Consider the following 19,405-nt stretch of genomic DNA (forward strand, 5'->3'; position numbering starts at 1 on the left):
TCCGCCGTATCGCAGCAGAGATGTACAGCGATGTAAAGGTATTTTTGCCGGACATAACACCGTGAACGGGGTGATCCGGCTGGGGCTGGCGGTCAGGTGCCGCCGAGCCCCGTGGTGGCCACCGAGCGGACGATCCGCCGCTGGAAGAAGAGGAAGACCACGATGAGCGGCAGTGCCGCCAGCGTTGCCGAGGCCATCGACTGCGCGTACTGCACGCCGTAGCTGTCCCGCACCGTCGCCAGGCCCACCGGCAGCGTCATCAGGTCAGCGTCGTTGGTGACGATGAACGGCCACAGGAAGTTGTTCCACGCCCCGATGAAGACGAAGATCGACACGGCCGCGACGATCGGCCGCGACAGCGGCAGCACGATCGACCAGAACACCCGCAGCTCCGAGGCGCCGTCGATACGCGCGGCCTCCTCCAGCTCGCGCGGCACCGCGTCAAAGAAGCGCTTGAGGATGAAGACCATCATCGGCGCGACGACCTGCGGCAGGATGACGCCCCAGTAGGTGTCCACCAGGCGGAACAGCAGCATCTGCTGGAACAGCGGCACGATCAGCAGCTGCGGCGGCACCATGATCGACGCCACCGTCAGCCCCAGCAGCACCTTGCGGCCCCGGAAGACGCCCCGGGAGAAGCCGTACGCCGCCAGCGTGGAGACCGCCACCGTCAGCAGCGTGACCAGCGCCGCGATCAGCACGCTGTTGAACGCCCACAGCGGCAGGTTGCCCCGCTCGAAGACCTCCCGGTACCCCTCCAGCGTGAACGCGCCCTTGATGGGCCACACGCCCGGCGAGGTGGCGTCCGCCTCGCTCTGGAACGAGGTGGCCAGCGCCCAGAGGAAGGGCACCAGCCACAGCGCCGCGAACACCACGAGCGCGGTGCCCGCCAGCACGCGCGGCAGCCGGCCGTGCCCGAGCAGCATGGTCGTCTCCCCGGGCCGCCGCCCGGCGCGCCGGGCCCGGCCCGGACGTGCGGTCGTTGCGGATGCGGACACGGTCAGCCCTCCTGCCGGAAGAATCGGAGCTGCGCGATGGATATGATGATCACGATCGCGAAGAACAGGTACGAGATCGCCGAGGCGTAGCCCAGCCGGTACCCGGTGAAGCCGACGTCGTAGATGTACTCGAGGATCGGCCGGGTCGAGCCGTTGGGGCCGCCCCTGGTGAGGATGTAGATCTGGTCGAACACCTTCAGCGAGGCGAGCACCTGGAGCATCGTGACCAGGGCCAGCGTCCGCCGCAGCTGCGGCAGCGTGATCGACCACAGCCGCCGCCAGGCGCCCGCGCCGTCCAGCGCGGCGGCCTCCTGGAGCGTCTCGGGCAGCGACTGGAGCGCGGCCAGGAACAGCAGGAAGTTGAAGCCCACCGTCCACCACACCGTCAGCGCGGCGATCGACCACATGGCCACGTCCTCGTCGGACAGCCAGCCCACCGGCTCCATCCCCAGGGCGGTCACCAGCTCCGTGGCGAGCCCCACCTCCGGCTGGTACAGCCACGACCAGATCAGCGTCACGACCGTCACCGGCAGCAGGTACGGCGCGAAGAACGCCAGCCGCCACACCCACTGCCCCGCCAGCCCGGTGTGCACCAGCAGCGCCATCCCCAGCGCCACCACCACCAGCGGCACGCTGGTGATCAGCGTGAACACCACGGTGTTGCCGAGGCTGCTCCACACCTCCGGATCGCCGAACGCCTCCGCGTAGTTGCCGAAGCCGACGAAGCTGGTGCCCCTGGCCGTCAGCGACTCGTCGGTGAAGCTCATCCAGATGCCGTGGAGGATCGGCCAGACCATGAACAGGCCGAAGACCAGCAGGAAGGGCAGGACGAAGAGCAGCCCGCCCCCGCGCCGGCCCCCGGGCGCGCCGCCCGCGCGCCGTGCGGCACGCGCGGGGGCGGTGGCGGCGCGGGTCTCCTTCCCGGCCGCGGCACCCGTCGAGGCGGTGGTCGTCACGTTGTCGCTCCTTTGTGTGCTGTGCGTCGCGGTCAGCCGACGGGGTTGGGCTTCGACAGCAGCGTGTCCGCCTCGCGGATCATCCGGTCCACCGCCCGCTCGGCGGACAGGCCGCCCAGCAGCGCCGTCTGGAGCGGCTGCGTCATGCGGCTGTGGAAGTCCGAGCCGGCACCGGTGAACCAGGCGGGCGGGTCGAGCACGACGACCTCCATGGCCGAGGCATAGGAGGACTGCGGCTCCAGCTCGGCGTACTCCGGCTCGGCCAGCACCGGCTGGTACGCCGGGATGTGGCCGGCGGTCGCCCAGGTCAGGCTCTGGCGCAGGATCGCGGCCACGTAGCGGTGTGCCTCGCGGCGGCGCTCGGGGTCGGGGTTGTCCTGGTGCGGCAGCACGAACGCGTGCGAGTCGGCGTAGACGGCGGGCTCGCCGAACAGCGTCGGGAGCGGCGCCGCCCCCAGGTCGATGCCGGACTCACGCAGCGTCGGCAGCTCCCACGCGCCGGACAGGTACAGCCCGCCGCGGCCGCCGAGGAAGCTGGCCATGGCGGACGCGTAGTCGAGGTTGTTGGGGTTGGTGCGGCCGTCGAACAGCCGCTGGAGGAACGACACCACGCGGACCGCCGCCTCCCGGTCGACCTGCGGCTCCCCGCCGTCCGGCAGGCCGAACGTGCTGCCCGTCTGCGCGTACAGCCCGGCGAACAGCCGCCAGTTCTGCGAGGTGTCGGTGACGTGGCCGAAGAGCACCCCGGACCGGCCGGTCTCCGCCGCGAGCGCCTCACCGGCCTCGATCATGACCTCGGGCGAGTCGATCGGGGCGAGCGCACCGGAGGAGTCCAGCAGCCCGGCCCGGTCGGCGACCTGGCGGTCGTAGAAGACGATGAAGGGGTGCGTGTCCAGCGGGATCGCGTAGACCGTGCCGTCGTGCTGGGCGCGCCGCCACACCGCGGGCGCGAAGTTCTCCTCGGTGACGCCGAACTCGGCGAGCAGGTCCAGGTCCCACGGGTCGAGCAGCCCGCCCGGCGCGTACGCGGCCAGCCGTGACAGGTGGAGCGCGGCCACGTCCGAGGCCCGCCCGCCCGCGGCCGACATGGCCAGCTTCGTGTAGTACGAGGCGCCCCAGTCCAGGATCGTCCGGTTCACCGAGAAGCCGGCGTCCCTGCCGGATCCACCGGAAACGGCGCTGATCATCTCGTCCATCAGCATCCCGTCGCCCCCCGAGAACAGGTCCCACACGGTGAGGGCGGAGGGATCCGACGAGGAGGCGAGCGGATTGCCGCACCCGGCGGCCGTCCCGGAGACCAGCAGCGCCCCCGCGCCCGCCAGCCCGGCGCGCAGCAGCTTGCGGCGGCTGAAGCCCGGGGCGGTGGATTCGAAGCTCATCACGGACCTTTCGGTGGCCGGATCGGGCTGCCGCGCCAGGCATGGAGGTAGCCCGCGGACAGCCGTCGTCCCTGATCACCGCCTCGGCGATGCGACGCGGTAGGCACGTTTTACATCGATGTACATGGCTTGTAAAGAGTGCTGTCACACCGAGGAGAAGTCGATCACGGGGCGCACAGTACGATCGGTTACCGCTCAGGGAGGTAGGCGTGACCCGGCCGAGGATCAAGGACGTCGCCAGGCGCGCTGGCGTCTCGGAGAAGACGGTCTCCAACGTGCTCAACAACTACGTGCACGTCTCCGAGCGGACCCGGCAGGTGGTCCGCGAGGCTATCGAGGAGCTGGGGTACCGGGTCAACCTGGCCGGACGCCACCTGCGCCGGGGCCGCACCGGCATCATCGCCCTGGTGGTGCCGGAGTTCGACCTGCCGTACTTCGCCGAGCTCGCCGCGCACGTGATCCGCGAAGCGGAACAGCGGTCACTGACCGTGCTCGTGCACCAGACCGGCGGCGACCGCGACCGCGAGCTGGCCGCCCTGGCCGGCTTCGGCTCGGACTTCGCCGACGGCGTCATCCTCAGCTCGCTCGCCCTGACCCCGCGCGACCTGGAGGAACGCGACGGCAGCCTGCCCGTGGTGCTCCTGGGCGAACTCCTGGAGGAGGGCGCCGACCACGTCGCGATCGACAACGAGGCCGCCGCCCGCGAGGCCACCGCACACCTGCTCCAGCTGGGCCGCCGCGACATCCTCGTCCTCGGCGGCCGCGACGCCCCGCGCTCCGCCGGAACCGCCGAGGTCCGCACCCGCGGCTACCGCGCCGCCCTGGCCGCCGCCGGACTGCCCTACGACCCGGCGTCGGTCCGCCCCGTGCCCAAGTGGCGCACCCCGGACGGCGCGGCGGCCGTCGCCGGGGTGCTGGCCGAGGGGCGCCGCCCGGACGCGCTGCTGTGCCTCAACGACCAGCTCGCCCTCGGCGCGCTGCGGGCGCTGCACGAGCACGGGCTGGCCGTCCCGGACGACGTCGCCGTCGTCGGCTTCGACGACGTGGACGCCGGGCGGTTCAGCGTCCCTACCCTCACCACGGTGGCGCCGGACAAGACGGCGGTGGCGCGGGCCGCCGTCGAACTGCTCACGCGCCGCATCGAGGAGGCCAGTTCATCCGGCGGCGCGGCCGGGCAGCGCCCGGCGGCGGAGCAGTCGCCGCAGGACCGCGTCGTTCCCCACCGCCTGGTGATCCGCGAGAGCACGGGCGGCGCCGCCTGAGCGGCCACCGCACCCGGGGTCTGGCGGCGGCGATCGTGCCGATGACCTCCGTGCACGCCGCCGGGGTCCCGGCGGTCCACCAGGCGGGCATCGACGAGGGCGACGCCACGTTCGGGACGGCCGCGCCCGGCTGGGCCGCCTTCGACGCGGCGGAACTCCCCGGCTACCGCTTCGTCGCGCTCGGCGCGGACGGCTCGGTCCTCGGCTGGACCGCCGTCAGCCCGGTCTCGGCGCGCACCGGTGACGCCGGGGCGGTGGAGCACCCCGTCTCCGTCCGCCCCGACGCCCGGGGCAGGGGAGCGGCGTCCGGGCTGCTCGCGACGCTGATCAGGTCGACCGAGGCGGCGGGCATCTGGACCCTCCAGGCCGGGATAGGCCGGGATCTTCCCGGAGAACGCCGCCAGCCTGGCCCTCCACCGGCGCGCCGGGTTCCGCGAGTGGTTCTGCTCGAGCGGCGCAGCCGGGTCATCACCTGACACGAACGGCCGACCGCCCGGCGATGAGTCCGCCCGCGGCGGCGGGTCTCTCCTGTGCACGTGACCCGCGTCCGGGAGGAGCACGCCATGACCGCCACCTACACCTTCGACGTCTTCGTCAGCCTCGACGGCTACGGCTCCTACGGCGAGGGCGGCGACTGGGGAGGCTACTGGGGCAAGCAGGGCCCTGAACTTCTCGACCACCGCCTCGCCCTGTACGGCCAGGAGCAGCGGATGGTCTTCGGCGCCCGCACCTACCGTCTGTTCGCCGAGATGGTGGCCGCCAGCGACGAGCAGCCGGAGGTGCTCGACCCGTGGGTCACCCGGATGCGGCACCTCCCGGCGACCGTGGTGTCCACGACGCTGACGGAGCCTCTCGACTGGCCGGACGCCACCGTCGTCAGCGGCGACGCCGTCGAGGTCGTCGCCCGGCTCAAGGAGGAGTCCGCCGTGCCGCTGCGCTCGCACGGCAGCCTGTCGATGAACCGGGCGCTGATGGCCGCCGGTCTGGTCGACCGGGTGCAGGTGACGATCTTTCCCGTGCTCACCGGCCGGACCGGAACGGAGCCCGTGTTCCGGGGCGCGGCCGACTTCGACCTCGACCTGCTGGAGACCCGCACCCTCGACGGCCGCACGCAGGAACTCATCTACCGGCCCCGTCTGCACGCCTGAGCCGGGGCCGCCACGGTGGGCGGCTCAGCCGGACCGCCCGGTGGGAAGGGTGACGCGACGCGCTCAGCCCGGCAGGAGACCTTGCCGGCCGACGGCCCGGACGAAGGTCTGCCACGCAGCGGCGGAGATGGTGAGAACGGGGCCGCCAGGGGCCTTGGAATCACGCACCGGCACGCTCTCGGCTGCCTTGTCGATGCGGATGACCCGCCAGGAGATTCTGCGCCGAGACGAGGCGCCCCAGCTGGTCTGCGTCCTTGGCGAAGCGGTACTGCACCGCCAGATCGGCAGCCCGGCGACGCTTGCGGGCCAGCTGAAGCGGCTGCGCGAGGTGAATTTCCCCGCCCGGGCTGCCGATCCAGGTCGTACTCTTCGCGCAAGGCTGGTACGCCGGGCTAGAAGGAGGCCAGCTAGGTCTGGTTGGCAAGTCGCGGTTTAGGCCCGGGCGTTGACTACTCGTGACCGCGTCCTCCTTGCTGTCGCCCGGCGTGGGCACGCGGCTCAGCCGGCGCCTCGCACCCGCACGCGCGGTCACGCCGTCCGCATCCGGTTCCCCGGCGTGACGTCCCGCCTGGTTTGGCGCGGCAGAGCCGTCGAACGTTTCGAAGGCCGGGGCGAACGTTGGGGCCCGCCGGTCAGCGGCGGCGCTCCGGGGGCGGGGCGGTGCTGTCCCGCACGACCAGCTCAGTGGTGAGCTCCAGGCGCTTGTGCGGCAAGGGCTCGCCCCGGGCCAGCGTGACCACCATCCGCGCGGCCTCGGCCGCCATCTCCATCAGCGGCTGCCGGACCGTCGTCAGCGGCGGCGTGGTCCACTCGGCGGGGTAGAGGTCATCGAAGCCGACGACGCTCAGGTCGTGGGGGATCCGCAGCCCCGCCTCCGCCGCCGCCCGGTACACACCCAGTGCCTGCGCGTCGTTGCTGGCGAACACCGCCGTCGGCGGGTCGTCCAGCGCCAGCAGGTCCCGGGTGTGGCGCAGGCCCGTCTCCACCACGAAGTCGCCGGTGCGCACCAGCGCCTCGTCCACCGGCACGCCCGCCGTGTCCAGCGCCGCCCGGTATCCGTCGAGCCGGGCGCGGCTGGCCAGCGCGTGCGGCGGTCCGGTGATGACGGCGATGCGGCGGTGGCCGAGCTGGAGCAGGTGGCGCGTGGCGGACAGGCCGCCGCTCCAGTTCCCGGCCCCCACCGAGGGCGACTCGTGGCCCGGCTCCCCGGTCGGGTCGATGATCACGAACGGGATACCGCGCGAGCGCAGCTGGTGGCCCTCCTCGTCGGTGGGGCCGGTGAAGACGGAGATCACGCCGGTCGGGCGGCGCGCCAGCACCTCCTCGACCCAGCTGTATCCCGGGGCCTGGCCGCGCAGTTCGGACACCACCGTGGCGAGGCGGTGCTGCCGCGCCACCGTCTGGACGCCCTGGAGCACCGCGTTGGCGTAGACGCCGCTGAGGGTCTGGAACACCAGCTCCAGCAGGGCGGCCGGGCTGGCCGCCTTCTTCCGGCGCCGGTAGCCGTGCTGGCGGATCACGTTCTCGACGGTCGAGCGCGTCGCGCGTGATACGTCCGCCCGGCCGTTGACCACCTTCGAGACGGTCGCGACCGAGACGCCCGCGCGTTCGGCGATCTGCGCGATGGTCAGCGGCCCGGAACCCGTGCCGTCCGGTGAGGCGGTTCTGTCCGCAGCGGTCATGACGGGAAGTGTAACGAGAGTTACCGGTGCCGAACCTTTCGAAGACCCCGTTCGCGCTCGTCGTGTGCGATGTCTTGACGCTGTCTGGGGCCATTTCTACAGTTGCCGAGGCCGTAAAGTTCGGACTTTGGCCTGAAAGTTTCTGCCCGAGCCCCTCACCACGACAGGAGAAGGCAGAACGTGGCATCCGAGGAACGACAAGCACTCGTGGTGCGCGGCGGCTGGGAGGGCCACCGCCCCGTCGAGACCACCGACCTGTTCATCCCCTTCCTCACCGGCGCTGGCTTCCGGGTCCGGACGGCCGACACGCTCGACGTCTACGAGGACGCCGCCCTGCTCGCCGCCACCGACCTGATCGTCCAGTGCTGGACCATGGGCGAGATCACGCCGGAGCAGTGCGACTCACTCACCGCCGCCGTCCGGGCCGGCACCGGCTTCGCCGGCTGGCACGGCGGGATCGTGGACTCCTTCCGCGGCAGCGTGGACTACCAGCTGCTGACGGGTGGTCAGTTCCTGTTCCACCCGCCGGGCTTCCAGCGCCACCGCGTCAGCCTCGACCCCAAGCGGGCGGACCACCCCGTCATCAGCGGCCTGTCGGACTTCGAGGTCGACACCGAGAAGTACTGGCTGGCTACCGACCCGCTGATCGACGTCCTCGCCACCATCACCTTCGAGCCCGACGAGACGCGGCCCCGCGCCGCCGAACACCCCGCCGTCTGGACCCGCCAGTGGGGCCGGGGCCGGGTCTTCGTCTCCACCATCGGCCACAAGCCCGACGACTTCGACACGCCGGAAGTACGCACCATCACCGAGAGGGGAATGCTGTGGGCCAGCCGCTGAACGTGGGGATCATCGGTGCCGGTGCGATCAGCGGCGCCTACCTCACCACCCTGGAGCGCCTCGGCGCGCTGCGTCTGACGGCCGTCACCGACCTCGACCGCGCCCGCGCCGAGCGCCTCGCCGAACGGGCGGGCGGCGGCGTCGCCGTCGCCGCTTCCAGCGACGAACTCCTCGCGCGCGACGACGTGGAGGCCGTGCTCAACCTCACCCTGCCCGCCGTCCACGCCGAGATCAGCCTGGCCGCCCTCAACGCCGGAAAGCACGTCTACAGCGAAAAGCCGCTGGCAGCCACCCGCGAGGACGCCGACGCCCTGCTGGCGGCCGCGTCCGCCACCGGGCTGCGGCTGGGCTGCGCCCCGGACACCGTGCTCGGCGCGGGCACGCAGACGGCCCGCAAGGCGGTGGACGACGGCCTCATCGGCACGCCCGTCGCCGCCACGGCGTTCATGACCAGCTCCGGGCCCGAATCCTGGCATCCGGACCCGGAGTTCTACTACCAGCCGGGCGGCGGGCCGCTGCTGGACATGGGCCCGTACTACCTGTCCGCCCTCGTCCACCTGCTGGGCCCGGTCGTCCGCGTCACCGGCGCGGCCTCCCGCCCCCGCCAGATACGCACCATCGGCAGCGGCCCCAAGGCGGGCACCCGCTTCCCAGTGGCGGTCGACACGCACGTCACCGGGATCCTCCAGCACGCCAGCGGCGCGCTGTCCACGCTCGTGATGAGCTTCGACGTCCCGGCCTCGCAGCTGCCGCGGATCGAGGTGTACGGCACGGCGGGCAGCCTGTCCGTGCCTGACCCCAACCGGTTCGACGGCACCCCCGCGCTCAGCCGGGGCGACGCGTGGGAGGCGCTGCCCTACTCGGCCGGCCACCAGCCCGGCGGACGCGGCACCGGCCTGGCCGACATGGCCGAGGCGATCCGCGACGGCCGCCCGCACCTGGCCTCGGCCGAACTCGCCGCGCACGTCCTGGACACCATGCTCACTCTCCTCGACGCCGCCCGCGACGGCGGCACCCTGCCGGTCTCCCGCACCACCGAGCGGCCGCCCGCCATGCCGGGCGTGGCCACGGCCGCCTGACCAGGTGCGCGTTTGCACCCGCCCGGCCGCCCGGCCCAACCGGGCGGCCGGCTCGCCCCCGCCGCCCGCACCCGCTGGGGTCCGCGGTCCGCTCCCGTCGCCGTTGTGCTGACGTTCTGTCACATTCCTGCGTCAGAACCGGTGAGGAAGAGGGCCTGGACATGGTGAAACCCCCAGGTAGATGGGAGAGTTGCACCGACCCAGACATACGAGGTGAGGACGCGCCCATGTCTCCATCACGGATCGCATCCGTTCTTTCCGTCTCCGGCCTGACCGTGCTGGCCACCGCCACCCTGACGGCTGCCCCCGCCGCTGCCCAGGAACCCGCCACGGTCAGGGTCGACACCGACGCCCAGTCCATCGCCTACCTGGCCGCCGACGGGCAGGAAAACGACCTGTACGTGACGTCGATGGGCACCGGTGACGGCGTGCGCTACGTCGGTTTCAACGACGTGGTGCCCATCCAGGCCGGCGACGGCTGCGAGTACGCCGACCCCGGTGACGACACCATGGTCATCTGCGCCCTGCCGACCGACAGCGAGCTTCCCGACGACATCCTCATCTACCTTGGCGACGGCGACGACCACGTGTTCACCAGTGACCCCGGCGTCTCGCTGGTGCACGGCGGCCCCGGCAACGACGAACTCCACGCCCACTCCGCCGCGATGGTGATGGGCGACGAGGGCGACGACCTGGTGATGGGAGCCCTCGGCCTGATGGGCGGTGACGGCGACGACCACCTGATCGGCGACCCGGGCGACCAGGTCATGCGCGGCGGCCGCGGCAACGACGTCATCGAGGGCATGGACGGCGACGACGTCATCTACGGCAACTCCGGTGACGACTACATCACCGGTGGCCGGGGGAACGACTACATCTCCGGCGGCCCGGGCGACGACATCATCTACGGCAACAGCGGCGACGACACCATCCTCGGTGGCGGAGGCAACGACACGATCTCCGGCGGCCCCGGCAACGACTCGATCTCCCCCGGCCCCGGCAACAACGACGTGCGGCAGTGACGTGACACCGTAACTGCCCCCAGCGCCCCGGGGCACGGGCCACCGCCAGGCCGGCCCGTGCCCCGGGGCGGCTCGTTTCGGGAGTCCCATAACTCGCTTTCTGGAAACGGCTGTTCGCAGGGTGGTGGCCGAGTAGGGTGCTGCTCGCGCTCTTGTACCCGGTCCGGCCGCGCGGCGGTCCCCGCCGCGGCTCCAGGGAGGAGACGGTGCCGGCCGGAGCTTCGGAACCGCGCCCGCACGACCGTCCTCCAGGGGAGGGACTTTCCGTGGCCACCCGTCACCAGTTCGCGGCAGCGTCCGCCGCGTGCCTCAGTGCCGTCCTGCTGCTGTCCGGCTGCTCTGACGACCGTGACTGCGACTCATCGCCCCGGCGTTCCGGCGACAGCGGCACCGGCCAGGAGTACGAGGTCCACAAGGCCGCCGACCCCGGCCGCAGCGTGGGTGGCCGGGGCGGACGCGGTGGCCGCCGGGGCGGCGGTTACCACCACTACAACAGCGACGACGACTGCGACGAGGACGACGACCTGTTCGACTGAGATGCGCGCACGCCTCGCCGCGGGCGCGGGCCGGAAACCGCGAGGGGCGGGCCACCGGGCGACCGGCGGCCCGCCCCCGTTCGCGGGACGCCGCGCGAGGACCCCGCCGCGTCGATGCCCGGCACCACGCCCGCCGGGGAGGAGACTGCGGCGCGACGGCCCTCGCAGGACCCCTCGCACCACCAGGAGGAACCATGCGCCTTCCCGCGCCCCTGACCGGCGTCATCCCGCCGGTGTGCACCCCGCTCACCCCCGACGGCGACGTCGACACCGACTCCCTGCTGCGCCTGGTGGACTTCCTGGCGGACGCGGGCGTCGACGGCCTGTTCCTCCTCGGCTCCACCTCCGAGGCGGCCTTCCTGACCGACGCCCGCCGCCGCGCCGTCGTTGAGGCCGTCGCCGGGCACCTCGCCGGGCGGCTGCCGCTGCTCGCCGGGGTCATCGACATGTCGACGCCCCGGGTGCTGGACCACGCCCGTGCGGCGCTCGACGCGGGCGCCGACGCGCTCGTGGCGACCGCGCCGTTCTACACCCGCACCCACCCCGCCGAGATCGAACGCCACTACCGGCTGCTCGCCCAGCGCACCGGCGCGCCCGTCCTCGCCTACGACCTGCCAGCCTCCGTGCACACCAAGCTCCCCACCGAGCTGGTGCTGCGGCTGGCCGAGGACGGCGTGCTCGCCGGCGTGAAGGACTCCAGCCAGGACCAGACCGGGCTACGCTCCCTGGTGACGGGCGTGCGCTCCGGCCCCGCCGGGCAAGCCGGTTTCAGCGTCCTGACCGGCTCGGAGAACCTCGTGGACACCGCCCTGCTCATGGGCGCCCACGGCGCCGTGCCCGGGCTGGCCAACGTCGACCCCCACGGCTACGTGCGGCTGTACGCCCACTGCGCCGCCGGCGACTGGCGGGCGGCCCGCGCCGAGCAGGAGCGGCTGCTGGAGCTCTTCGCCATCGTCCGCGCCGCCAGCCCGGAGCGGATGGGCGGCGGCTCGGCGGCCATCGGCGCGTTCAAGACGGCGCTGCGGCTGCGCGGCGTCATCGCGCACGCCACCACCGCGGAGCCGCAGCTCCCGCTCACCGCGGCCGAGACCGAGGCGGTGGCCGCCCGGCTGGCCACCGCCGGGCTGCTGTCCTAGCCCGGCGGCGCGTCCCTACAGGTCCGCCAGCGGCACGCGGCGCAGCTCGATCGACTCGTACGGGCCCAGCTGGCCGGTCTCGTACAGCACGCCCACGGTCGCGGCGTCCAGCTGCACCAGGTCCGAGTAGGCGGCGGGCAGCTCCGACAGCACCAGCGCCTTGCGGAACGTCTGCCCGCCGTCGTCGCTGCGCCACAGCGCCATCGCCTTGCGGGCGTCCGGCACCGAGGGGCCCGAGAACAGCAGCGGCCCGTCCGCGGTCTGGAGCACGCTGGCCTGCACGACGGGCACGTCGTCCAGGGTGGGCTGCGGGGCGTACGGGTGCTGGAGCGTCTCGCCGCCGTCGAGGGAGTAGGCGTCCAGCCGCGCGCCCGGGGCGGTGCCGTTCTGGTCGCGGGAGTTGAAGTAGATCCGGCCGTCGGGGAGTTCGGCGGCGATCGACTCGTTCGGGTTGACCGTGCCGTCGTAGGCGCCGTCCGTGAACCCCAGCTGCCAGGTCTGGCCGCCGTCGTCGCTGTACAGGGCGTGGGCGCCGTAGTAGCGGTCCTCGTCGCCGAGGTCGCCGGAGCCCTCGGGCGGCACCACCGAGTGGTTGGCGGGCACCACCAGCCGCCCGGCGTGCTCGCCGTGCGTCAGGGCGATGGCGTGGCCGGGGCCGGTGGCGTACCAGCGCCATTCGGGCGGCTTGACGTCCGCCGTGATCTCGCGCGGCGCGGTGAAGGTGAGGCCGTCGTCGTCGCTGGTCTGCACGAACACCCGGCGGCTGTCCTCCGGGGGCACCTCGCCCCGGGTGATCTCGCCCTCGGTGGCGTCACCGGCGTTGTAGCAGGTGACGAGCACGATCCGGCCGGTCGCCGGGTCGACCACGGGCGCCGGGTTGCCCCGGGTGTCGCCCTCGCCGGCGGCGACCACGGCCAGCGGCCCCCAGGTGCAGCCGCCGTCGGTCGAGCGCTTGACGACGACGTCGATGTCACCGGTGTCGGCGGCGCCGCTGACCCGGCCCTCGGCAAAGGCGAGCACGGTGCCGGAGGCGGTGGTCACCACGGCGGGGATGCGGAACGTGTCGTAGCCGTCCTCGCCCGCGGCGAACGGGACCGAGGACGTGCACTCCTGCTGCCGGCCCGCCGGCGAGCCGGGCGCGGCGGCGGCGGGCGTCATCGAGGCCAGGACGCCGAGCACGGCGGTCGTGGTCACGGTCAGCAGCCGCAGCGTCGGGGAGACGGCGGCGATCACCTGGCCGGACAGCCGGGAACCGGACAGGCGGGGGACAGACAGGCGGGAGAACCCGCAGGGAGAACGGAGGGAGGGCGCGCGCATGAGGAGGCTCCCTGGCTGGAGAAGCGTCGCTTGTCGGCGGTGCGGAGGGACGTTCGGACCATAGGACGATTACGCCCCGTGGGCAAGACATCGCGCGGTGCTGTCACCCGCCGGCGGGCCCGGGTACCGCCGCACGGTCCGGGCCCGCCGGGTCCGCCCGTCAGCCGGCGGCCGCGGCCACCGCCTCGGCGACGGGCGTGTCCCCGCTGGTCAGGTCGAGCGTCAGCCGGGCGGTGCGCGGCTCGTCCAGCAGCGCGAGCAGCACGGCCGCCACGTCGTCCCGGGGCACGTCGCCGCGCGGCAGCGAGGGCGCCAGCGCGACCTTGCCGGTGCCCGGCTCGTTGGTCAGCCGCCCGGGGCGCAGGATCGTCCAGTCCAGCGCGGTGCGCTGGCGGATGTCGGCGTCGGCGGCGCTCTTGGCCTTCAGGTAGGCGGCGAAGACGGGGTCGGTGCCGGGCGGCGGCGGGGAGTCGACGCTGATCGCCGACACGACGAGCAGCCGCCGCACGCCGGCCCGCTCGGCCGCGTCGGCGAGGAGCACGGCGGCGGCGCGGTCCACCGTCTCCTTCCGGGCGGCGCCGCTGCCCGGGCCCGCCCCCGCCGCGAAGACGGCGGCGTCGGCGCCTTCCAGGTGGGCCGCCACGTCCTCGACGGACGCCGCCTCCAGGTCGCACACGACCGGCTGGGCGCCCGCCTCCCGCAGGTCGTCGGCGTGGGCGGGGTTGCGGATCAGGCCCGCTGCCTCGTCCCCGCGCGCGGCGAGCAGCCGCTCCAGCCGCAGCGCGATCTGACCGTGTCCTCCAGCGATGACGATACGCATGGTCCGACGGTACGCGGTGTCATCCCGCCGTTCACCCGTGCCGGGCTCACTCGCCGGTGGCCTGGCGCGGCAGCCCGGGCCGCACGGGCGGCACGGCGCCGCCCGGCGTCCCCCGGTACTCGCGGACTGCGCTGGTGCGGGCTACGACCCGGCCCTGGTGGATCACCAGGCGGCTGTAGGCCAGCGACAGCGCGCCCGGCACGGTGTCGCCGCGCACCGCGAGCAGGTCGGCGGGGAACCCGGCCGCCACCCGCACCTCGGGCAGCCCGAGCGCGGCCCGGGCCCGGGCGCTGACCGCCTCGTAGGCGGCCTGCGCCGTCAGCTCCCCGCGCGTGGCCAGCAGATACGCGGCCTCCAGCGGGTCGCCGCGGCCGACCGGGTTGGCGGCGTCGCGCAGCGTGCCGCTGCCGGCGGTGACCGGCACCCCCGCCGCCGCCAGCAGCCGCACCGGCGCGGCGGGAGGCGGGCCGGGCGCGGCCAGGGAGCACGGCCCCTGCGGCAGGCACGCCACGGTGACCCCGGCGGCGGCGAGCTGTTCGGCGGCGCGGGCCGCCACGTCGGCGGGCAGCCGGGCCAGCCCGGCGCAGGGGCCGAGGGTGACGCCGCCGGGGCAGGCGGCCACGGCCGCGGCCAGCCGGTGGAGCCGGGCCGGGTCGGCCGCGTCGGTGTGCAGGTCGAGCGGGCGGCCGTGCTCCTCGGCGACGGCCCGGACCGCCTCGGCGTAGCCGGCCGGGTCGGGATCGAGGTCGGGGGTGCCGCCGAGCGCGTCCGCGCCCATGGCGGCGGCCTCGCGCAGCATGGCCCGGTTGTCGGCGCCGCTGCGTCCGGTGAGGCGGCGGGGCGCGGCCACGGTGGTCAGGGTGGCCAGGCCCCGCAGCGCCCGCCGGGCGGCGAGGGCGGCCTCCAGCGCGGCCAGGCCGTGGGCGTCGCCGACGCGGATGTGGGTGCGCTGTGCGGTGGCACCGTGCCCGAGCTGGACGAGCGCGGCCTCGGTGATGCGGCGCCGCAGCGCGGCCGGGCCGCCGGGGACGGGCTCCGGGCCGGTGCCGGTCAGGGCGCTGTCGAGGTGGGCGTGCGGTTCGGCGGGCGCGGGCAGCAGCAGGTAGCCGGAGAGGTTGAGCCGGGCGGGCGTTCCGCGCGCTCCCGGTGCGGCCTCGCCGGACACGGACGGCGGCACGGACCGGGACACGGACGGGGGCACGGGCAGGCTGCCGGGGGTGCCGACGGCCTTGACGCGTCCCGCGCTGAGCAGGACGTCGACGGTGCGGCCGTCGGCGAGCCGGGGGCCGGACAGCACGAGGACGGTGGCGTCGGCGGCCAGGCTGGGGTCGGGCACGAGGCGAGCGTACGGCGGCGGGTCCGTGGCGCCGGGGCAGCGGCCGCCTCGGGCGCCTCGTGTCGGGCGGGAAACGGGCCCGCGGCGGGGGCGCCAAGGGTGGCTGTGACGACGGGCACGGGGTCCGGTGGCGTTACCGATTTCGCCTCTGGCGCCGGAACGTGTAATCTCTTCAGCGCTCGCCCCAATAGCTCAGTCGGCAGAGCGTCTCCATGGTAAGGAGAAGGTCAACGGTTCGATTCCGTTTTGGGGCTCTAGGGTGCGGGATCTCTCGCCCGTGGGTGGGAGGTCTCCCGCTCTTGGCGGCGTAGCTCAGTCGGTAGAGCAAACGGCTCATAATCGTTGTGTCACCGGTTCGAGTCCGGTCGCCGCTACACCAGGTAGCCGATTACGGGGTCGCACCTCGGGGTCGGCTACTGACTCTGTTTCGACCCAGTCGTCCCGGCAAGGAGCACCCACGTGGCTGCCACCGATGTCCGCCCGAAGATCACGCTGGCATGCGTGGAGTGCAAGGAGCGGAACTACATCACCAAGAAGAACCGGCGCAACGACCCGGACCGTCTTGAGCTGAAGAAGCACTGCCCGCGCTGCAACGCGCACACCACGCACCGCGAGACGCGCTGACCGCACCGCGTGCGTTGGCCCAAGGCGCCAAAGCCGCCCGGCCTGACGTTGTACGAGGCCGCTCCCGCCAGCCGGGGGCGGCCTCGTTACATTGGCGGAGCCTGACCCGACCAGCCGACCAGGAATGAGGACGCTCGCCCATGGCGCTCGATCAGTCCTTCGTGGGCCGCAGCTACCCGCCCACCGAGCCCTACGAGGTGGGGCGGGAGAAGATCCGCGAGTTCGCTGAGGCGATCGGGGACCCGAACCCGGCGTACCGGGACCCCGAGGCGGCGCGGGCCCTGGGGCACGAGGATGTCATCGCGCCCCCGACGTTCGTCTTCGTGATCAGCTACCGGGCGGCCGGGCAGGTCATCCGGGACCCCGAGCTGGGGCTCGACTTCACCAGGGTCGTCCACGGCGACCAGCGGTTCAGCTACACCCGGCCGGTGCGGGCCGGGGACCGGCTGACCGTGACGTCCAGCATCCATTCGATCAAGTCGCTGGCGGGCAACGAGGTCCTGGAGATCAGGGGCGAGGTGCACGACGCCGCGGGCGAGCACGTCGCGACCGCCATGACCAAGCTCGTGGCACGCAAGCGGGAGGACGCCGGCGGGGAGGCCGGCGAGGGCACGGGGAGCGAAGAGGCATGACCGCGAAGATCGCCTACGCCGACGTCGAGCCGGGCACGGAGCTGCCCGCCCAGGTCTTCCCCGTGAACCGGGAGACGCTGGTCCGCTACGCCGGGGCGTCAGGGGACTTCAACCCCATTCACTGGAACGAGCGATTCGCCCGTGAGGTGGGGCTGCCGGGCGTGATCGCGCACGGCATGTTCACGATGGCCCAGGCGATCCGCGTGGTCACGGACTGGGTGGGCGACCCGGGCGCGGTGGCCGAGTACGGCGTGCGGTTCACCAAGCCGGTGGTGGTGCCCGACGGGCCGGCCGACGCCCCCACCGCCGAGATCGAGGTCACCGGCAAGGTGGCCGCGAAGCTGGACGACGAGGCCCGGACGGTCCGCGTGGACCTGGTGGCCCGCAGCGGCGGGCAGAAGGTGCTGGGCATGTCCCGGGCGGTCGTCCGGCTGGCCTGAACCCGCCGCCCTTGCCAAGGAAGTAATCAGTCACTAACTTACTCGCCATGGCCAAGGAGAGCGCGCGCATGAGCGCCGAGGAGCGGCGCGAGGCCGTGCTGTCCGCCGCCATCAAGGAGTTCGCCCGCGGCGGGTACGCGGGCACCGCGACGGCCGCCATCGCGCGGCGCGTCGGGGTGTCCCAGCCGTACCTGTTCCGCCTCTTCCCCGACAAGCGCGCCCTCTTCCTCGCGGCGGCCAAGCGCTGCACGGAGGAGATCCGGCAGGTGCTCCTGCGCGCCGGTGAGGGGGCCGAGGACCCGGAGGCGGCACGGGCGGCGATGGGCGACGCGTACGTCGAGCTGGTCGCCGACCGCGACCGGCTGATGTTCCAGCTCCAGATGTACGTGGCCGTCCACGCCGCCGAGGTCGCGGGCGACAGCGAGTTCGGCGCCGAGGTCCGCGCCTCGTTCCGCGAGCTGTGGGAGACGGTGCATCTCGTGCTCGGTGGGCAGGACGAGCACACCTGGGACTTCGTCTCCTCCGGCATGCTCGTCAACGTGCTGCTGGCGCTGGGTTTCCCGCCCGGCGGCGACCTGTGGGGCGCCTGCGACGTCTTCGAGGCCCATGGGGTGACGTCTGGCCCGGGGACCTGACCGGCGCTGGCGCCCGGACCGGGCGCCGCCGTGTGCCCGCGGAAGTTATTGACTGATCACTACTTTAGGGAGGGGGAGGCTGTGGCCTCACCACCACAGACCAGCGCCACCGCACCGGGCGCCAGCCGCGCCGCCATCGTCTGGACCCTGATCCTCACCAGCGCCGCCGCCTTCATGGCCGCGCTCGACAACCTCGTCGTCACCACCGCCCTCCCCGTCATCCGGGAGGACATCGGCGGCGGCATCTCCGCCCTGGAGTGGTTCGTCAACGGCTACACCCTGCCGTTCGCCTGCCTGCTGCTGCTCGGTGCCGCGCTCGGCGACCGCTTCGGCCGCCGCCTGCTCTTCGGCATCGGCGTGGCCGTCTTCACCGCCGCCTCGGCCGCCGCAGCCCTCGCCGGCTCCTCCGGCCAGCTCATCGCCGCCCGCGCCGTGCAGGGGACGGGCGCGGCCCTGATCATGCCGCTGGGCCTGACGCTGATCTCCGCCGTCGTCCCGCCCGGGCGGCGCGGCGCCGCCTTCGGCGTCTGGGGCGCCGTCCAGGGCCTGGCCATCGCGGGCGGACCGCTCGTCGGCGGCACCATCACCGAACACCTCTCCTGGGAGTGGATCTTCTGGCTGAACGTGCCCATCGGCCTCGCCCTGCTCCCGCCGCTCTTCCTGCGCCTCCCCGAGAGCAAGGGCCCCAACGACCGGCTCGACCTGCCCGGCACCGCCCTGGCCAGCGCCGGCCTGTTCGGCATCGTCTTCGCCATCGTCCGGGGCAACGACCACGGCTGGACCTCCGCCGGCGTCCTCGGCGGCTTCCTGCTCGGCGGCCTGCTGCTGGCGGCCTTCACCGCCTGGGAGCTGCGCACGCCGCACCCGATGCTCCCGATGCGGTTCTTCCGCTCCCGCACCTTCAGCACTGTCAACGCCGTCAGCCTGCTCACGCTGGCCGGCATGTTCGGCTCCATCTTCCTGCTGACGCAGTTCCTCCAGCTCATCCAGGGCTACTCGCCGCAGGAGGCCGGGGTGCGGATGCTGCCGTGGACCATGATGCCGATGGTCGTCTCCCCGCTCGCGGGCACGCTCAGCGACCGCGTGGGCGGGCGGCCGGTCGTCGCCGCCGGGCTGGCGTCCATGGCCGTGGCCATGGGCTGGCTGGCGCTGATCGCCGAGCCGGACATCAGCTACCCCAGCCAGGTCCCGGCGCTGATGCTCGCCGGCGCGGGCATGGCCATGTTCTTCGCGCCGACCGGCGCCATGGTCATGGGCGCCGTGCCGGCCGCCGAACAGGGCATCGCCTCGGGCGTCAACAACGCGCTGCGCGAGATCGGAGGAGCGCTCGGCATCGCCGTGCTCGCCGCCGTCTTCTCCGCCCAGGGCGGCTACGAGACGCCGCAGCGGTTCACCGACGGGCTCGTGCCCGCCCTGTGGGTGGCCGTGGCCGCCCTGGTGGTGGCGGAGGCGGTGCTGTTCCTCGGGCCGCGGCGGCCGGCCCGGCAGCGCTCCGGCGACGGGAACGGCGACGGGCCGTCCGCCGCCGTCCCGGCCGAGGCCGGCGCGGGCGTCTGACCCGGC

Annotated in this window: 21 protein-coding genes, 2 tRNA genes and 1 pseudogene; 16 read left to right on the top strand and 8 right to left on the bottom strand. The window is 73.5% G+C overall.

The features are described 5' to 3' along the window. Positions 1–92 precede the first annotated feature (92 nt). From JK356_RS02480 to JK356_RS02490, 3 genes are read right to left on the bottom strand one after another with little or no spacing between them, the layout of a single operon-like run. Entirely contained in the window at positions 93–998 is a 906-nt protein-coding gene (locus tag JK356_RS02480) for a carbohydrate ABC transporter permease (protein WP_201865817.1), read from the bottom strand. Positions 999–1,000: 2 nt separating this feature from the next. Continuing rightward, on the bottom strand, positions 1,001–1,954 hold the full coding sequence (locus JK356_RS02485; RefSeq protein ID WP_201865818.1) for a carbohydrate ABC transporter permease: 954 nt from the start codon (positions 1,952–1,954) through the stop codon (positions 1,001–1,003). A 32-nt stretch (positions 1,955–1,986) separates the two neighbouring features. Beyond that, positions 1,987–3,333, bottom strand: a complete 1,347-nt coding sequence (locus JK356_RS02490) for an extracellular solute-binding protein (protein ID WP_201865819.1) — start codon at positions 3,331–3,333, stop codon at positions 1,987–1,989. 209 nt (positions 3,334–3,542) lie between these two features. On the opposite strand from JK356_RS02490, the gene JK356_RS02495 reads away from it, so the two are divergent. The 3 genes and pseudogenes from JK356_RS02495 (at position 3,543) to JK356_RS02505 (ending at position 5,743) form a co-directional block, all read left to right on the top strand. Next, positions 3,543–4,595: a LacI family DNA-binding transcriptional regulator gene (locus JK356_RS02495; protein WP_201865820.1), complete on the top strand. Its 1,053-nt coding sequence runs from the start codon at positions 3,543–3,545 to the stop codon at positions 4,593–4,595. A gap of 41 nt (positions 4,596–4,636) precedes the next feature. Beyond that, a pseudogene (locus tag JK356_RS02500) lies at positions 4,637–5,030 on the top strand (N-acetyltransferase family protein); the annotation flags it as partial. A 128-nt stretch (positions 5,031–5,158) separates the two neighbouring features. After that, the gene (locus JK356_RS02505; protein WP_201865822.1) at positions 5,159–5,743 is read left to right on the top strand and encodes a dihydrofolate reductase family protein; all 585 of its coding nucleotides are present in this window, start codon (positions 5,159–5,161) and stop codon (positions 5,741–5,743) included. 63 nt (positions 5,744–5,806) lie between these two features. Here JK356_RS02505 and JK356_RS21595 read toward each other — a convergent pair whose 3' ends face one another. Continuing rightward, entirely contained in the window at positions 5,807–5,917 is a 111-nt protein-coding gene (locus JK356_RS21595; protein WP_374100590.1) for a DUF397 domain-containing protein, read from the bottom strand. Positions 5,918–5,942: 25 nt separating this feature from the next. Between JK356_RS21595 and JK356_RS22490 the strand changes: the two genes are divergently transcribed. Continuing rightward, a complete protein-coding gene (locus tag JK356_RS22490; protein WP_374100591.1) occupies positions 5,943–6,179 on the top strand; it encodes a Scr1 family TA system antitoxin-like transcriptional regulator in 237 nt (78 codons plus the stop codon). Between the two features lie 196 nt (positions 6,180–6,375). On the opposite strand, the gene JK356_RS02515 is transcribed toward JK356_RS22490, so the two are convergent. Continuing rightward, complete coding sequence (locus JK356_RS02515) at positions 6,376–7,425, bottom strand: LacI family DNA-binding transcriptional regulator (RefSeq protein ID WP_201865823.1); 1,050 nt, start codon at positions 7,423–7,425, stop codon at positions 6,376–6,378. Positions 7,426–7,605: 180 nt separating this feature from the next. On the opposite strand from JK356_RS02515, the gene JK356_RS02520 reads away from it, so the two are divergent. The 5 genes from JK356_RS02520 (at position 7,606) to JK356_RS02540 (ending at position 12,038) form a co-directional block, all read left to right on the top strand. Then, the gene (locus JK356_RS02520) at positions 7,606–8,265 is read left to right on the top strand and encodes a ThuA domain-containing protein (protein ID WP_201865824.1); all 660 of its coding nucleotides are present in this window, start codon (positions 7,606–7,608) and stop codon (positions 8,263–8,265) included. Next, positions 8,250–9,344 carry a Gfo/Idh/MocA family protein gene (locus JK356_RS02525; protein WP_201865825.1) on the top strand — a complete coding sequence of 365 codons (1,095 nt, stop codon included), beginning with the start codon at positions 8,250–8,252 and terminating at the stop codon, positions 9,342–9,344. Before JK356_RS02520 ends, JK356_RS02525 begins: the two co-directional genes overlap by 16 nt. Positions 9,345–9,571: 227 nt before the next feature. Beyond that, the gene (locus JK356_RS02530) at positions 9,572–10,366 is read left to right on the top strand and encodes a calcium-binding protein (RefSeq protein ID WP_201865826.1); all 795 of its coding nucleotides are present in this window, start codon (positions 9,572–9,574) and stop codon (positions 10,364–10,366) included. 266 nt (positions 10,367–10,632) lie between these two features. Beyond that, positions 10,633–10,902 (top strand): hypothetical protein, encoded by a 270-nt coding sequence (locus tag JK356_RS02535; RefSeq protein WP_201865827.1) that lies wholly within the window; start codon positions 10,633–10,635, stop codon positions 10,900–10,902. A gap of 194 nt (positions 10,903–11,096) precedes the next feature. Then, the gene (locus JK356_RS02540; RefSeq protein ID WP_201865828.1) at positions 11,097–12,038 is read left to right on the top strand and encodes a dihydrodipicolinate synthase family protein; all 942 of its coding nucleotides are present in this window, start codon (positions 11,097–11,099) and stop codon (positions 12,036–12,038) included. Between the two features lie 15 nt (positions 12,039–12,053). Here JK356_RS02540 and JK356_RS02545 read toward each other — a convergent pair whose 3' ends face one another. The 3 genes from JK356_RS02545 to JK356_RS02555 all read right to left on the bottom strand — a co-directional run bounded on the left by JK356_RS02545 (position 12,054) and on the right by JK356_RS02555 (position 15,511). Continuing rightward, positions 12,054–13,196, bottom strand: coding sequence for an exo-alpha-sialidase (locus JK356_RS02545; RefSeq protein ID WP_201866103.1), 1,143 nt, complete (start codon positions 13,194–13,196; stop codon positions 12,054–12,056). Between the two features lie 319 nt (positions 13,197–13,515). After that, the gene (locus JK356_RS02550; RefSeq protein WP_201865829.1) at positions 13,516–14,175 is read right to left on the bottom strand and encodes an NAD(P)H-binding protein; all 660 of its coding nucleotides are present in this window, start codon (positions 14,173–14,175) and stop codon (positions 13,516–13,518) included. 46 nt (positions 14,176–14,221) lie between these two features. Beyond that, positions 14,222–15,511 carry a hydrolase gene (locus tag JK356_RS02555; protein WP_201865830.1) on the bottom strand — a complete coding sequence of 430 codons (1,290 nt, stop codon included), beginning with the start codon at positions 15,509–15,511 and terminating at the stop codon, positions 14,222–14,224. Between the two features lie 181 nt (positions 15,512–15,692). Between JK356_RS02555 and JK356_RS02560 the strand changes: the two genes are divergently transcribed. From JK356_RS02560 to JK356_RS02590, 7 genes are all read left to right on the top strand, one after another. Beyond that, positions 15,693–15,765 (top strand) — tRNA-Thr (locus JK356_RS02560). A 47-nt stretch (positions 15,766–15,812) separates the two neighbouring features. Continuing rightward, positions 15,813–15,885: transfer RNA gene (locus JK356_RS02565), tRNA-Met, on the top strand. 85 nt (positions 15,886–15,970) lie between these two features. Continuing rightward, complete coding sequence (gene rpmG / locus JK356_RS02570) at positions 15,971–16,135, top strand: 50S ribosomal protein L33 (protein WP_201865831.1); 165 nt, start codon at positions 15,971–15,973, stop codon at positions 16,133–16,135. A gap of 140 nt (positions 16,136–16,275) precedes the next feature. Then, positions 16,276–16,767 (top strand): MaoC family dehydratase N-terminal domain-containing protein, encoded by a 492-nt coding sequence (locus tag JK356_RS02575; RefSeq protein ID WP_201865832.1) that lies wholly within the window; start codon positions 16,276–16,278, stop codon positions 16,765–16,767. After that, entirely contained in the window at positions 16,764–17,207 is a 444-nt protein-coding gene (locus JK356_RS02580; protein WP_201865833.1) for a MaoC family dehydratase, read from the top strand. Before JK356_RS02575 ends, JK356_RS02580 begins: the two co-directional genes overlap by 4 nt. 47 nt (positions 17,208–17,254) lie before the next feature. Continuing rightward, entirely contained in the window at positions 17,255–17,842 is a 588-nt protein-coding gene (locus tag JK356_RS02585; RefSeq protein WP_236670638.1) for a TetR/AcrR family transcriptional regulator, read from the top strand. An 81-nt stretch (positions 17,843–17,923) separates the two neighbouring features. Next, positions 17,924–19,399, top strand: coding sequence for an MFS transporter (locus JK356_RS02590; RefSeq protein ID WP_307815367.1), 1,476 nt, complete (start codon positions 17,924–17,926; stop codon positions 19,397–19,399). Positions 19,400–19,405: the final 6 nt, after the last annotated feature.

This window comes from Streptomyces sp. 7-21, assembly GCF_016741785.1.
Taxonomy (GTDB): Bacteria; Actinomycetota; Actinomycetes; order Streptomycetales; family Streptomycetaceae; genus Streptomyces.